Genomic DNA, 14,060 nt, shown 5'->3' on the forward strand with positions numbered 1-14,060 from the left:
TCGTAGTCAGCCGAGCGCGGGTACCGGCTGCGGCGGGGTGGGTCCGCTGTAGCGGGCGGCGGGGCGGATGATCTTCGAGTCGGCGGCCTGTTCGAGGACGTTCGCGCTCCAGCCGACGACGCGGGCCGCGCAGAACGTCGGGGTGAACATCTCTCGCGGCAGTCCGCACAGCTCCATGACCACGCCCGCGTAGAACTCCACGTTGGTGTGCAGCTCACGGCCCGGCTTGAGTTCGGCGAGGATCTCCTCCACGTGCCGTTCGACCTCCACGGCGAAGTCCACCAGCGGCCCGCCGAACTGCCGGGCGATGTCCCGCAGCATCCGGGAGCGCGGGTCCTCGGTGCGGTACACGGGGTGGCCGAAGCCCATGATCCGGTCCCCGGCGAGCACGCGTTCACGGATCCAGGGATCGATCCGGTCCGCCGTGCCGATCGCGTCGAGGGTGTCCAGGGCCCGGCTCGGGGCGCCGCCGTGCAGCGGGCCGGAGAGCGCGCCGATCGCCCCGGTCAGACAGGCCGCGACGTCGGCGCCGGTGGAGGCGATGACGCGGGCGGTGAAGGTGGAGGCGTTGAAGCCGTGGTCGATCGTGGAGATCAGGTACTGCTCGACCGCGCGGGCCTTGGCGGGCTCGGGCTCCCGGCCGGTGAGCATGTAGAGGTAGTTGGCGGCGTACGGGAGGTCGTCGCGCGGGCCCACCGGCTCCAGGCCCTGCCCCAGCCGGTGCAGCGCGGTGAGCAGGGTCGGCACCGCGGCGCAGGCGGCGAGCGCGTCGGCGGCGCGGCGGTCGGGGCTCAGGTCGTAGACGGGCCGGAAGCCGGCGGAGGCGCCGAGCAGGGAGAGCGCCGTACGCAGACCGGCGAGCGGGCCGGACAGGGCGGTGGCGCGGGCGAGGGCGGGCAGGGCGTCGCGCACTTCGGCGGGGAGGTGGCGCAGCGGGGCGATCTCGGCGGCGAAGGCGGCGCGTTCGGCGGCGTCCGCGGGCAGGGCGCCCCGGAACATCAGCTGCCAGACGTCCTCGAAGCTGCGGCTCGCGGCGAGCTCGACGGCCGAGTACTGACGGTAGTGGTAGAAGCCTTCGAGGCCCCGGACGTCCCCGAGCTGCGTCTCGGTGACCACGACTCCCGCCAGTCCGCGGGGTACTTCGACAGTGAGGTTCATGGATCGACCATCCAGTATGGATTCAATCCTTGTCAATATTGATTGACTCAACATATGTAGGGTGTTCGTCATGAACGAGCAGGCGGAAGGCGAGCGGCGGCTCACCACCCAGCAAGCGGCGGAAGCGCTCGGCGTGAAGCCCGCGACCGTGTACGCGTACGTGAGCCGGGGGCAGTTGGCCAGCCGCCGCGATCCGGTCGGCCGCGGCAGCAGCTTCGATGCGCGCGAGGTCGAGGCACTGGCCCGGCGCAACCGGCGCGAGGCGGCCGGACCGGCGGCCGCCGCCGGGGAACTCTCCGTCCGGACCTCCCTCACCCTGATCGAGGACGACCGGTACTACTTCCGCGGCGTGGACGCGGTGGAGCTGGCCTCGCGCCACCGCTACGAGGAGGTCGCGGAGTGGCTCTGGACGGGGACCCTGGTTCCCGGGGCCCGCTTCACCGCCCCGCCGGAGCCGCTGGCCGCGGCCCGCCGCGCGGTGGCCGCGCTGCCCGAGCACAGCGGTCCCGTCGACCGGCTCCGGGTCGCGGTCGCCGCCGCGGCCGTGGCCGATCCGCTGCGGTTCGACCTCTCCGAGACCGCCGTACTGGGCTCTGCGCGCTGCCTGATCCCGACGCTGGTCGGCGCACTGCCCGAGGTGGGCGCCGCCCAGTGGGGCGGTGACGTACGGCTGGCCCGCAGGCTGTGGTCCCGGCTCACCGCGCTGGAGCCCGACCCGGACGCCCTGGCCGCGCTGGACCTGGCCCTGGCCCTGCTGGCCGACCACGACCTGGCCGCCTCGACGCTGGCCGTCCGCGTGGCGGCGTCGGCGCGGGCCCATCCGTACGCCGCGGTCTCGGCCGGGCTCGGGGCCCTCGAAGGACCCCTGCACGGGGCGGCCGGACGGCTCGCGCACCGGATGCTGGTGGAGGTCCTGGAGCGGGGCGGCGCCGCGCCGGTGGTGGCGGAGTACCTGCGGGCGGGACGCCGGGTGCCCGGCCTCGGCCACCGGCTGTACCGGGGGCAGGACCCGCGCGCGGGGGCGCTGTTCGCCCGGCTGGAGCAGTTGCCGCAGGCCTCCCGCGCCCTGGCGGCGGCCCGGGACGTGGCCGAGGTGATGGCCCGCCACGGCGGCGGGCTGTATCCGAACGTCGACCTGGCGGTGGCGGTGCTGACGGTTTCGTACGCCATGCCCGCGGAGGCCGGCGAGACGGTGTTCGCGGTGTCCCGGACGGCGGGCTGGATCGCGCACGCGCTGGAGGAGTACCAGGAACGGCCCCTGCGGATGCGCCCGAGCGGGCACTACACCGGCCCCCGTCCGCCCCGGCCCCTGCCGTAACGGGAGGCGGGCCGGGCACCGGCGCCGCCCGAGGATTCCGCTTGTCCGAAAGCCGACCTACGGTGCTACCCATGCGGTTCCTCCCCACCGGCGCCCGGCGCCTCGGACTGCCCAGACGGGCCGTCTCCCAGATCCTGCTGACGCAGCTCGCCATCGCGGCCGGCGTCGTGGTCCTGGCCACCGGGCTGTTCCTGGCACCGCTCGGCGCGCAGCTCGACGACCAGGCCATGCGCCGGGCCCTCGCCATCGCCCAGAGCGCGGCGGCCGATCCGGCGCTGGCCGCCGGCCTGCTGGACTCCGCCCCCACCCCGGACGGTCCGGTGCAGGCGGCGGCCGAGCGGATCCGCCGGGCGACGGGTGCCGAGTACGTGGTCGTCGTGGACCTCAACGGGATCCGCCGCTCCCACCCCAGCCCCGACCGCATCGGGAAGCCGGTCTCCACCGACCCCCGTGAGGCTCTCGCGGGCCGTGAGGTGATGGAGATCGACCAGGGCACCCTGGGCCGCTCGGCCCGCGGGAAGGTCCCGCTGGTGGCCGCCGACGGGGAGATCGTCGGCGCGGTTTCGGTCGGCATCGCCTACGACAGCGTCCGGGACCGGCTGATCGGGGCCATCCCGGGGCTGCTCGCCTACGCGGGCGGCGCCCTGGCGGCCGGGGCGCTCGTCGCCTGCCTGCTCTCCCGCAGGATCCAGCGGCAGACCCGCGACCTGGCCTTCTCCGACATCTCCGCGCTGCTCGCCGAGCGCGAGGCGATGCTGCACTCCATCCGCGAAGGCGTGATCGCCCTCGACCGGGGCGGGCGCGTCCGCCTGGTCAACGACGAAGCCGCCCGGCTGCTGGGCCTCCCGGCGGACGGCGCCGACGCCCTGGCGGGGCGCGCGCTGGACGACGTACTCGGCGCGGGCCGCACCACCGATGTCCTCGCCGGCCGGGTCACCGGCCGCGACCTGCTCACCGTCCAGGGCGCCCGGGTGCTGGTGGCCAACCGGATGCCGACCGAGGACGGCGGCGCCGTCGCCACCCTGCGCGACCGCACCGAGCTGGAGCACCTGGCCCGGGAGCTCGACTCCACCCGCGGCCTGATCGAGGCCCTGCGGGCGCAGGACCACGAGCACGCCAACCGGCTCCACACCCTCCTCGGCCTGCTGGAGCTCGGCCTCCACGAGGAGGCGGCACGGTTCGTGACGGAGGTCGCCGGAGTGCACCGCAGCACCGCCGAGCAGGTCACCGAGAAGGTCCGCGACCCACTGCTGGCCGCGCTCCTCGTGGGCAAGGGCGCGGTCGCCGCCGAGCGGGGCGTCTCCCTGCGGCTCGCCGACCGCACCTTGCTCCCGGACCGCCTCGTCGATCCGGGCGGCCTCGTCACCATCACGGGCAACCTCGTGGACAACGCCCTGGACGCGGCCGCGGGCTCGGCGGCGCCGTGGGTCGAGGTCGAGCTCCGCACCGAAGGGCGCTCGGCCGTGCTCCGCGTCCGGGACAGCGGACCCGGCATCCCCGCCGGCCGTCACGAGGAGATCTTCACCGAGGGCTGGTCGACCAAGCAGCCCTCTGCCCACCGCGAGCGCGGGCTGGGTCTCGCGCTGGTGCGCCGCCTGGCGGAGCGGCAGGGCGGCACGGTCCGGGCCGGCGGGGCAGCGGACGGAGGGGCGGAGTTCTCCGTCGTACTCCCGGAGGCCCTGCGATGAACGAGTCCCCGATACACGTATTGGTCGTCGACGACGACGTGCGTGTTGCCCTGATCAACGCGGCGTACGTGGCGAAGGTTCCCGGTTTCCGGGTCTCGGCCCAGGTCCATTCGGCGGCCGAGGCCCTGGAATTCCTGGAGTCCCATCCGGTCGATCTGATCCTGCTGGACCACTACCTGCCCGACGAGAACGGCCTGGACCTGGTGCGCCGCCTGCGCCAGCACGGCCACCGCACCGACGTCATCATGGTCACCGCCGCCCGCGACCTCGCCACCGTCCAGGCGGCCATGCGCCTCGGCGCCCTCCAGTACCTCGTCAAGCCCTTCACCTTCGCCGGGCTGCGCACCCGGCTGGAGGCGTACCGTGCCCTGCGGCACGCCCTGGAGGGCGGCGGCGAGGCCGAACAGGCCGAGGTGGACCGCCTCTTCGGCGCCCTGGCGGCCACCGAGAGCCCCAACGACCTGCCCAAGGGGCACTCCCCCACCACCGCCGAGCTGGTCCGCCAGGTCCTGCGCGCCGCCACCGGACCCCTGTCGACCCAGCAGATCGCGGAACGCGCGGGCATCAGCCGCCAGACCGCCCAGCGCTACCTCAAACTGCTGGACCGCACCGGCCGGGTCACGCTCGCCCTGCGCTACGGCGAGACCGGCCGCCCGGAGCACCGCTACAGCTGGCGCCCCCAGGATCCCGGCCCGGCGTAGTACCGCGTCACACCGCACCCGCCCCGGTGAGCGACCGGACCTCCGTCTCGGCGTGCTTCGCCGCGTCCGGCGCTTCCGACGAGGTGAGCGTGCCCAGCCAGCCCGCGAGGAAGCCCAGCGGGATCGACACGATCCCGGGGTTCTGGAGCGGGAAGTACTGGAAGTCGGCTCCCGGAAACAGGGACTCCGGACTGCCGGAGACCACCGGGGACAGCACGACCAGCAGCACCGCCGGCACCAGCCCGCCGTAGACGGACCACACCGCCCCCCGCGTGGTGAACTCGCGCCAGAACAGCGAGTACAGCAGCACGGGCAGGTTCGCGGACGCGGCCACCGCGAAGGCCAGCCCCACCAGGAACGCCACGTTCAGGTCCTGGGCCAGCAGCCCCAGAGCGATCGCCACCGCTCCGATCCCCACGGCCGCGGCCTTGGCCACCGCCACCTCGCTGCGCTGGCGGCCGTGGCGGCGCCGGAGTGACGCGTACAGGTCGTGCGCGACGGATGCGGAGGACGCGAGGGTGATGCCGGCGACCACCGCAAGGATGGTTGCGAAGGCGATGGCGGCGACGAAGGCGAACAGCACCGCGCCCCCGGTGGAGTCGGTTCCCCCGCCCAGGAATCCGGCCAGCAGCGGAACCGCCGTGTTCCCCGAGGCGTTGGACGCCCGGACTTCGGCGGGCCCCAGCAGCGCCGCCGCGCCGAACCCGAGCACGATGGTCATCAGGTAGAAGCCGCCGATCAGCGCGATGGCCCAGATGACGGACCGGCGCGCCGCCCGCGCCGTCGGCACGGTGTAGAAGCGGGACAGGATGTGCGGGAGGCCGGCCGTGCCCAGGACGAGGGCCAGGCCCAGGCTGATGAAGTCGAAGCGCGCGGTCCAGTCCGCCCCGTACTTCAGGCCCGGGCTCAGAAACCGGGCGCCGTGGCCGCTGCGCTCGGCGGCCGTCGTCAGCAACTGGTTGACGTCGCCGTGGAAGCGCAGCAGCACCAGCACGGTCAGCGTGATCGCGCCGCCCATCAGCAGCACGGCCTTGACGATCTGGATCCAGGTGGTGGCCCGCATGCCGCCGAACGACACGTACACCACCATGAGCGCGCCGACCCCGACCACGGTCAGGGTCCTGGCGGCGGTGCCCGAACCCCCGATCAGCAGCCCGACCAGACTGCCCGCGCCCACCATCTGCGCGACGAGGTACAGCACGGAGACCACGACCGAGGACGCGCCGGCCGCGATCCGGACCGGCCGCTGGCTCATCCGGGCCGCGACCACGTCCGCGAGGGTGAACCGCCCGCAGTTGCGGACCAGTTCGGCGACCAGGAAGAGGACGACCAGCCACGCGACGAGGAAACCCACCGAATACAGCATGCCGTCGTAGCCGAACAGCGCGATGAGGCCGGAGATGCCGAGGAAGGAGGCGGCCGACATGTAGTCGCCGGCGATGGCGAACCCGTTCTCCAGCGGCGAGAAGAGGCGCCCTCCGGCGTAGAACTCCTCCGCCGAGCCGTGCCGGTTGCGGCTGACCCAGGTGGTGATGCCCAGGGTGATCGCGATGAAGGCGCTGAACAGGATCAGCGCGAGGGCCTGGTGCTCGGTGCTCAACGGCCTTCCCCCTGCGCCCGGATCCGCTCCTGGCCCCGCTCCTGCTCGAAGACCGTCCAGCGCAGGTCGAGCGCCGCCCGGTCCCGGCGCAGCCGGGCGTGGCGGGCGTACGCCCAGGTCAGCAGGAAGGTGCTGAGGAACTGGCCCAGTCCCGCGAGCAGCGCCACGTTGACCGCGCCGACTACCGGCCGGGCCATCAGACCGGGCGCCGCCGTGGCGGCGACGACGTAGGCGACGTACCAGAGGAGGAAGCCGGCGGTCGCCGGGATGACGAACCCCCGGTAGCGGCTCCGCACTTCCTGGAAGGCCGCGCTGCGCTGCACTTCGAGGTAGATGTCGGCCGCGCCGGGTGCGGGCCGCTCACCGGACACCGGGCGCGCGGGATCCGTCGCGGCACCCTCACCCCAGCCGACCGCGAGCGCGTCGTACCAGGGGTCGTCCAGCCGGATCGTTCCGGCATCACGACCTTCGTGCTTGTCCACCGAACTCTCCTTGTCCGCGGCCGCATTGGCCGCGCGCCACAAGGATGTGGGCAATGGGGGCTTTCCGGACTGCCGTACCGGCGCTGTTCACTCGTTCAGGTGAGGGCGAAAGAGTGAACGGCGCCGGTGTGCCGCGAGCCGGCCGGGGCCGGCCGGCTCAGGCGTCGATGCGTGAGCGGTCGAGGGTGGCGGCGGAGCCGGTGATGAACTCCTTGCGGGGGGCGACCTCGTTGCCCATGAGGAGGTCGAAGACCGACTCGGCGGAGTCCAGGTCGCCGATGTTGATGCGGCGCAGCGTGCGGTGCCTGGGGTCCATGGTGGTCTCCGCGAGCTGGTCGGCGTCCATCTCGCCGAGGCCCTTGTAGCGCTGGATGGCGTCCTTGTAACGGATGTTCTTGCGCTGGTACTCCAGCAGCGTCTGGCGCAGTTCGTTGTCGGAGTACGTGTAGACGTACTTGTCCTGGCCCTTCTTCGGCTGGACGAGTTCGATCCGGTGCAGCGGCGGCACGGCGGCGAAGACCCGGCCCGCCTCGACCATCGGCCGCATGTACCGCTGGAAGAGCGTGAGCAGCAGGCACCTGATGTGCGCGCCGTCCACGTCGGCGTCGACCAGCAGGACGATCTTGCCGTAGCGGGCGGCGTCGAGGTCGAAGGTCCGGCCCGAGCCGGCTCCTATGACCTGGATGATCGCACCGCACTCGGCGTTCTTGAGCATGTCCGAGACCGAGGACTTCTGGACGTTGAGGATCTTGCCGCGGATCGGCAGGAGCGCCTGGAACTCCGAGTTCCGGGCGAGCTTGGCGGTACCGAGCGCCGAGTCGCCCTCGACGATGAACAGCTCGCTGCGCTCGACGTCGTCACTGCGGCAGTCGGCCAGCTTGGCGGGCAGCGAGGAGGACTCCAGCGCGGTCTTGCGGCGCTGCGCCTCCTTGTGCTGGCGGGCCGCGATCCGGGTCCGGGCGGCCGCGACGATCTTCTCCATGACCGCGCGGGCCTGCTGCTTGTCGTCACGCCTGGTGGAGGTCAGGAAGGCCTTCAGTTCCCGGGCGACGACGGCGGCGACGATCCGGGTGGCCGCGGAGGTCCCCAGGACCTCCTTGGTCTGGCCCTCGAACTGCGGCTCGGCCAGGCGGACGGTGACGACCGCCGTCATGCCCTCCATCGCGTCGTCCTTGACCACGTCGTCCTCGGCGACGCGCAGCAGCTTCGCCGAGCGCAGCACCTCGTTGACGGTCTTGGCGACCGAACGCTCGAAGCCCGAGACGTGGGTGCCGCCCTTGGGGGTGGCGATGATGTTCACGAAGGACTTGACGTTGGTCTCGTACCCGGTGCCCCAGCGCAGGGCGATGTCGACGCCCAGCTCCCGGGTGACCTCGGTGGGCGTCATGTGACCGCGGTCGTCCAGGACCGGGACGGTCTCCTTGAAGGTCCCGGTGCCGGTGAGCCGCAGCACGTCGCAGACGGCCTTGTCCTGGGCGAGGTACTCGCAGAACTCGCTGATGCCCCCGTCGAAGCGGAAGACCTCCTCGGTCTTGCCCGCGCCGTCGATACCGCGCTCGTCGCGCACGACGATCGTCAGGCCGGGCACGAGGAAGGCCGTCTGGCGGGCGCGCTGGTAGAGCGTCTCCAGATTGAGCCGGGCGTCCTTGAGGAAGATCTGCCGGTCCGCCCAGTAGCGGACCCGGGTGCCGGTCTTGCCCTTGGTGATCCGCTTGATCTTGCGCAGGCCGTTGGCGGGGTCGAAGGGGCTGTCGGGGTCCTGCGCGGTGAACATCCCGGGCACGCCGCGGCGGAAGCTGATGGCGTGCGTCGAGCTGCCCCGGTCCACCTCGACGTCGAGCCGCGCGGAGAGCGCGTTGACGACCGAGGCACCGACGCCGTGCAGGCCGCCGGAGGCCGCGTAGGAGCCGCCGCCGAACTTGCCGCCGGCGTGCAGCTTGGTCATGACGACCTCGACACCGGAGAGGCCGGTCTTGGGCTCGACGTCGACGGGGATGCCGCGGCCGTTGTCCCGGACCTCGACGGAGGAGTCCTCGTGGAGGATCACCTCGATGTGGTCGCAGTAGCCGCCCAGGGCCTCGTCGACGGAATTGTCGATGATCTCCCACAGGCAGTGCATCAGGCCACGGCTGTCGGTCGAGCCGATATACATGCCGGGGCGCTTGCGAACGGCCTCAAGACCCTCCAGGACGAGCAGGTGCCGCGCGGTGTAGTTGGAACCGTCCCGGTCTGCTCCGGACAGCAGTGCGCTCGAAGGCACGGACGTGTCGGCGGTCACGCAGTTCGCTCCTCGCTGAATTTCTTTTCTGGCCCGGTTGGGCGCAGGGGTGGCTCGGTCGCCCGTCAGAGGGTACCGAGGCCTGGTAGAGCGGATGCAACGCCACCCTCGTGGCTTCCTCAGCCTAGTGCAGATCCGCACGGATGTTCGATCCCCCGTGGGGGTGACGCAAACATCACGTTCCCTTCCACGCATGAACCATTTAGGGTTCGGGCACGTCCTCATGAACAACCGGCGCTCATGCCGGGGAGGACGGAACTGCAACAAGCGAACGACTGACAACGCGAAACCGTAAAGCAACGCAATACGGCTCCTTCGCCGCCAACCGGCAACAGCCGGCCAGCTTCGGAAGGAAGTTTCGAAAGAAAGCCGCGAGCGGGAACGTTTTCGGCCTGGTTGGATGTTGACCCTGGTACGACAGCTCGTCGAGCTAGAGAAGAGGCGACGTGACTACTGTTCTGACACCCGCGACCCCGCTGACGGCCGCTGACCGATGCGACCGTTGCGGCGCCCAGGCATATCTGCGCGTCGTCCTGCTGAGCGGCGGTGAACTGCTCTTCTGCGCCCACCACGGGCGTAAGTTCGAGCCGGAACTCAAGAAGATCGCCGCGGAAATACAGGATGAGACCGAGCGGCTTACGTCCGCTCCGGCTGCCAATGCCGCCGACACCGAGGACCGCTGACACAGGCCTACCTCGCATCCGACGAGCCAGGACCGGCCAGGCCGGTCGACGGGCGGTTCCCCCTGTGACCCAGGGGGAACCGCCCGTCCTCATTTCCCGGCCCGACCGCAGCCGTCGATAGCACGTCGCCCGGGCCCTACAGCCCTTCGAGGGGGGCTGGGCGCCGTGCTGAGCCCCTCGGATCCCCCATCGCGGGCCCGTGCTCGGCCGCCGGCTGCAAGGCCCTCTCCGGACTGCTCACGAAGCCGGTCATCGCGGCGATCCGGGTGTACACCCCGGGACTGTCGGCGCGCCCGCAGCCCCGCCCCCAGGACACCAGGCCGATCAGCCGCCCCTGCGCGACGAGCGGGCCGCCGCTGTCCCCCTGACAGGCGTCCTTGCCGCCGTCCGGCTCCCCCGCGCACACCATGCTCTCCGGCCGGTACTGCCCGTCCGCGTCCCCCGGGTAGGCCTTGGCGCAGGCCTCGTCCGACAGCACGGTGACGCGGGCGGCGCGCAGCCCGTAGGCGTAGTCCCCGAACCCGCTCGTGTCGCCCCACCCGTAAACGGCGGCCTGGGTTCCGGGCTCGTACGCCGGGTGACCCGGTCCGGCCATGGGGAGCACGTACTGGGCCGGCACCGCTTCGGCCAGTTCCAGTACCGCGATGTCCCCCGCGTTGCTCTTGGGGTCGTACTCCGGGTTCACCCGGGCCGACCGCACGGCGATCTCGCGCCCGTCCGCCGCCCGCAGCTCCGTACGTCCAGCGATCACCCGCAGGTCGGGCACCGCCTCGACGGGGCCGCCCAGCACCTGGCGCCCGAGGCAGTGGGCGGCGGTCACCACCGTGGCCGGGGCGACGATGACGCCGCCGCAGAACTGGCCGCCCCGCGTACCCCCGAACCGGTCACGGCTGGCCAGGGCCACGACCCACGGGCTGTCGGCCACCTTCACCGGCTGGCCCCCGATCACCACACCGTCCGCGGCCGCCCGGGGCAGCTGGGCCGGATGCGCCGCGGCCGCTCCCGCCACCAGCGTCAACGCGCCCGCCAGGGCACGGGCTAGGAAACGACGCATGAGGCCTCCTGACTCCGAGTGTGCATGACTCCACCCAGAGTGGGATGCCCGGTGGCCGTGCGCACCCGCGCGGCCACCGGCGCCGTACTGCCGCCGTCCGTGTGCGGGCCGGTCAGTCGAGGTAGTCGCGCAGCACCTGCGAGCGGGACGGGTGGCGCAGCTTCGACATGGTCTTGGACTCGATCTGGCGGATCCGCTCACGCGTGACCCCGTAGACCTTGCCGATCTCGTCCAGCGTCTTGGGCTGCCCGTCGGTCAGGCCGAAGCGCATCGAGACCACGCCCGCCTCGCGCTCGCTGAGGGTGTCGAGCACCGAGTGCAGCTGCTCCTGCAGGAGCGTGAAGCTGACGGCGTCGGCCGGGACCACGGCCTCGGAGTCCTCGATGAGGTCGCCGAACTCGCTGTCGCCGTCCTCGCCGAGCGGGGTGTGCAGGGAGATCGGCTCGCGGCCGTACTTCTGGACCTCGATGACCTTCTCGGGGGTCATGTCGAGTTCCTTCGCCAGCTCCTCCGGAGTGGGCTCGCGGCCCAGGTCCTGGAGCATCTGGCGCTGGACGCGGGCCAGCTTGTTGATCACTTCGACCATGTGCACCGGGATGCGGATGGTGCGGGCCTGGTCGGCCATGGCCCGGGTGATCGCCTGCCGGATCCACCAGGTCGCGTAGGTGGAGAACTTGTAGCCCTTGGTGTAGTCGAACTTCTCGACGGCGCGGATCAGGCCCAGGTTCCCCTCTTGGATCAGGTCCAGGAAGAGCATGCCGCGGCCGGTGTAACGCTTGGCGAGCGAGACGACAAGGCGGAGGTTGGCCTCCAGCAGGTGGTTCTTGGCCCGGCGGCCGTCCTCGGCGATGATCTCCAGCTCGCGCTTGAGCTTGGGCGCCAGCTTGTCCGAGTTCGCCAGCTTGTCCTCGGCGAACAGGCCGGCCTCGATGCGCTTGGCGAGCTCGACCTCCTGCTCGGCGTTGAGCAGCGGTACCTTGCCGATCTGCTTGAGGTAGTCCTTGACGGGGTCGGCGGTGGCGCCGGCCACGGCGACCTGCTGGGCCGGGGCGTCGTCCTCGTCGTCCGAGATGACGAAGCCCTTGGTCTCGCCGCCGTCCTCTTCCTCCTCGGACTCGGCCTTGGCGACGGGACCCTCCTCCGGGGTCTCCTCGTCGGCCTCGTCCGCGTCCTTCTTGGCCGCCGTCTTCTTCGCCGCCGTCTTCTTGGCGGTGGCCTTCTTGGCGGGAGCGGCCTTCTTCGCCGCCGTCTTCTTCGCCGCTGCCTTCTTCGCGACCGGCTCGGTCCCGATCTCCTCCACCAGGGCGTCGGCGGTGTCCGGCTCCGCCGTCGCGGACTCCGCTGCCGCGGGCGCGGCGGCCGGCGCGGCCTCCGCCTTCGCCGCTACGGTCTTGGTCGCCGTCCGCTTGGCCGGGCTCTTCGCTGCGACGCTCTTGCGGGGGGTGCGCTTGGGCGACTCCGCGGCACTGACCATCAGCGTCACACCCTCTTCCTCGAGGATCTGGTTGAGGCTGCGCAGAACATTCTTCCACTGGGTCGCAGGAATCTGGTCAGCCTCGAAGGCCCGACGCACGTCATCGCCGGCGATCTGCCCCTCGGCCTTGCCCCGCTCGATGAGCGCCATCACAGACTCGGAATCGGCGATCTCCGGCGGGAGCGTACGGGATGTGCTGGCCGACACGAACAACCTCTCGGAACGATGGGAACGGCTTCCGACCCCGGCCTGGTGGTGCTGGACCGTGGCCGACGACCACCGACTGGGAATGGGCCGGGGGCGCGGGCAGGGGCCGGGGAGCTGCACAGCACCCGCAAGGGCTGCTGTCTTCCCTCCGTCGGCCATCACCTCTTAAGTCATCGCGTGACGTCGCGGAGCGTTACGCCCAATCTTCGTGGTCCGAGTCACACCACTTTTACGTCAATGCCGGTCATACGGCCATACGCGCAGTTCGGGCGGCCCTACCGGGACCCACATGGGTGTCGCCGGGCCCGAACCGGGCCCGGCGACACGTGGTGAACCCCCGCGCCCCCGCGCGTCGCCCTGTCAGTGCTCGCGCGGGGCCGGGACCACGCGCTCGACCTCCGGGTGCACGGTGAGCAGCTGGCGCATGGCGTTCTCGGCGCCCGTCGCGTCCCCGGCCGCGAGCGCCTCGACCATGCGGGCGTGGTGCGCGACACCGGTCTCGCTGGGCCGGTCGCAGGCAGTGACCGGGCTGCCGGAGACCTGGAGGGCGGCGGAGACGATGCCGGAGAGGTGCTCCAGCATCCGGTTGCCGGCGACCTGGATCAGCAGCGCGTGGAACTCGTTGTCGGCGCGGGCGAACGTGATCGCGTCGCCCTGACCGAGGGCGTGGCCCATGATCTCGACCATGTCGGCCAGCCGCTGCTGGATGTCGGGGCGGCCGTGGCCGGCGGCGAGGCGGGCGGCCAGCGGTTCGATGGTCCAGCGGAGCTCGTTGAGCTCGCGGCGCTGGTCGTCGCGCTGGGGGCCGAAGGCCCGCCACTCGATGATGTCGGGGTCGAGCAGGTTCCAGTCGGCGACCGGGCGGACCCTGGTGCCCACGTTCGGGCGGGCGCTGACGAGGCCCTTGGCCTCCAGGACGCGCAGCGACTCGCGGACGACCGTCCGCGAGACCTCGAAGCGCTGGCCGATCTCCTCGGGGACCAGGGGGCGGTCCGCGCCGAGGTCGCCGGAGACGATCATCTGGCCGAGCTGCTGGACGAGTTGGCCGTGCAGTCCGCGGCCCCGGCTGCCTGCCGCGCGGCGGCCGACGCGGCTCAACTCGACGTCGGCGCCGTCCCAGTGGGGTGGCCCGACCCGGTCGGACCCGGGGGTCTCCGCGAAGGGGTAGCGGTCGAGTTCGCCCGGGCCTGCGAGACCGGAGTCGGCGTGGCGGGCGGCGGTCATCATGGTGTGCGCAAGGGTACTCACGAATCCTTTGTCGGCTGTGCCTCCATCACCCTTGAGGTCTTTGGTGAAAAGCACACGAAAGGGTGATCGGTGCCACCTACGCAATTGACGACTTATCGTAAAGAACCGGGCCTATTGCGGGGAGTTGCGATCCCGTTAGCCTGATGCGGACGCCAACGGTCCCATTGGC

11 protein-coding genes are annotated in these 14,060 nt (G+C 71.8%); 4 read left to right on the forward strand and 7 right to left on the reverse strand.

The window, feature by feature from the left end:
• Positions 1–6: 6 nt before the first annotated feature.
• Positions 7–1,158 carry a citrate synthase/methylcitrate synthase gene (locus ACZ4M3_RS24255; protein WP_467735881.1) on the reverse strand — a complete coding sequence of 384 codons (1,152 nt, stop codon included), beginning with the start codon at positions 1,156–1,158 and terminating at the stop codon, positions 7–9.
• A 70-nt stretch (positions 1,159–1,228) separates the two neighbouring features.
• On the opposite strand from ACZ4M3_RS24255, the gene ACZ4M3_RS24260 reads away from it, so the two are divergent.
• The 3 genes from ACZ4M3_RS24260 to ACZ4M3_RS24270 all read left to right on the forward strand — a co-directional run bounded on the left by ACZ4M3_RS24260 (position 1,229) and on the right by ACZ4M3_RS24270 (position 4,865).
• The gene (locus tag ACZ4M3_RS24260) at positions 1,229–2,476 is read left to right on the forward strand and encodes a citrate synthase (RefSeq protein WP_467735883.1); all 1,248 of its coding nucleotides are present in this window, start codon (positions 1,229–1,231) and stop codon (positions 2,474–2,476) included.
• Positions 2,477–2,547: 71 nt separating this feature from the next.
• The gene (locus ACZ4M3_RS24265) at positions 2,548–4,164 is read left to right on the forward strand and encodes an ATP-binding protein (RefSeq protein WP_467735885.1); all 1,617 of its coding nucleotides are present in this window, start codon (positions 2,548–2,550) and stop codon (positions 4,162–4,164) included.
• Entirely contained in the window at positions 4,161–4,865 is a 705-nt protein-coding gene (locus ACZ4M3_RS24270) for a DUF7342 family protein (protein ID WP_467735887.1), read from the forward strand. The genes ACZ4M3_RS24265 and ACZ4M3_RS24270 overlap by 4 nt, the downstream gene beginning before the upstream one ends.
• A 7-nt stretch (positions 4,866–4,872) precedes the next feature.
• Here ACZ4M3_RS24270 and ACZ4M3_RS24275 read toward each other — a convergent pair whose 3' ends face one another.
• The 3 genes from ACZ4M3_RS24275 to ACZ4M3_RS24285 all read right to left on the reverse strand — a co-directional run bounded on the left by ACZ4M3_RS24275 (position 4,873) and on the right by ACZ4M3_RS24285 (position 9,225).
• Positions 4,873–6,465: a solute symporter family protein gene (locus ACZ4M3_RS24275; protein ID WP_467735889.1), complete on the reverse strand. Its 1,593-nt coding sequence runs from the start codon at positions 6,463–6,465 to the stop codon at positions 4,873–4,875.
• A complete protein-coding gene (locus ACZ4M3_RS24280; RefSeq protein WP_467735890.1) occupies positions 6,462–6,947 on the reverse strand; it encodes a DUF485 domain-containing protein in 486 nt (161 codons plus the stop codon). Before ACZ4M3_RS24280 ends, ACZ4M3_RS24275 begins: the two co-directional genes overlap by 4 nt.
• A gap of 157 nt (positions 6,948–7,104) precedes the next feature.
• Positions 7,105–9,225, reverse strand: a complete 2,121-nt coding sequence (locus ACZ4M3_RS24285; RefSeq protein ID WP_467735892.1) for a DNA gyrase/topoisomerase IV subunit B — start codon at positions 9,223–9,225, stop codon at positions 7,105–7,107.
• 446 nt (positions 9,226–9,671) lie between these two features.
• On the opposite strand from ACZ4M3_RS24285, the gene ACZ4M3_RS24290 reads away from it, so the two are divergent.
• Positions 9,672–9,908 carry a DUF7455 domain-containing protein gene (locus ACZ4M3_RS24290; protein ID WP_030239625.1) on the forward strand — a complete coding sequence of 79 codons (237 nt, stop codon included), beginning with the start codon at positions 9,672–9,674 and terminating at the stop codon, positions 9,906–9,908.
• A 136-nt stretch (positions 9,909–10,044) separates the two neighbouring features.
• Here the strand turns inward: ACZ4M3_RS24290 and ACZ4M3_RS24295 are convergent, their stop codons facing one another.
• The 3 genes from ACZ4M3_RS24295 to ACZ4M3_RS24305 all read right to left on the reverse strand — a co-directional run bounded on the left by ACZ4M3_RS24295 (position 10,045) and on the right by ACZ4M3_RS24305 (position 13,891).
• Positions 10,045–10,962 (reverse strand): S1 family peptidase, encoded by a 918-nt coding sequence (locus tag ACZ4M3_RS24295; protein WP_467735894.1) that lies wholly within the window; start codon positions 10,960–10,962, stop codon positions 10,045–10,047.
• Positions 10,963–11,074: 112 nt separating this feature from the next.
• Entirely contained in the window at positions 11,075–12,649 is a 1,575-nt protein-coding gene (locus ACZ4M3_RS24300) for an RNA polymerase sigma factor (protein WP_467735896.1), read from the reverse strand.
• A 354-nt stretch (positions 12,650–13,003) separates the two neighbouring features.
• On the reverse strand, positions 13,004–13,891 hold the full coding sequence (locus tag ACZ4M3_RS24305; protein WP_467735898.1) for a FadR/GntR family transcriptional regulator: 888 nt from the start codon (positions 13,889–13,891) through the stop codon (positions 13,004–13,006).
• Positions 13,892–14,060: the final 169 nt, after the last annotated feature.

Source organism: Streptomyces sp. NPDC026522 (assembly GCF_055567555.1).

Bases quoted from the DNA above. Each gene is read 5' to 3' on its own strand.
- ACZ4M3_RS24260 (WP_467735883.1), top strand. From the start codon at position 1,229: ATGAACGAGCAGGCGGAAGGCGAGCGGCGGCTCACCACCCAGCAAGCG.
- ACZ4M3_RS24265 (WP_467735885.1), top strand. From the start codon at position 2,548: ATGCGGTTCCTCCCCACCGGCGCCCGGCGCCTCGGACTGCCCAGACGG.
- ACZ4M3_RS24255 (WP_467735881.1), bottom strand. From the start codon at position 1,158: ATGAACCTCACTGTCGAAGTACCCCGCGGACTGGCGGGAGTCGTGGTC.
- ACZ4M3_RS24295 (WP_467735894.1), bottom strand. From the start codon at position 10,962: ATGCGTCGTTTCCTAGCCCGTGCCCTGGCGGGCGCGTTGACGCTGGTG.
- ACZ4M3_RS24270 (WP_467735887.1), top strand. From the start codon at position 4,161: ATGAACGAGTCCCCGATACACGTATTGGTCGTCGACGACGACGTGCGT.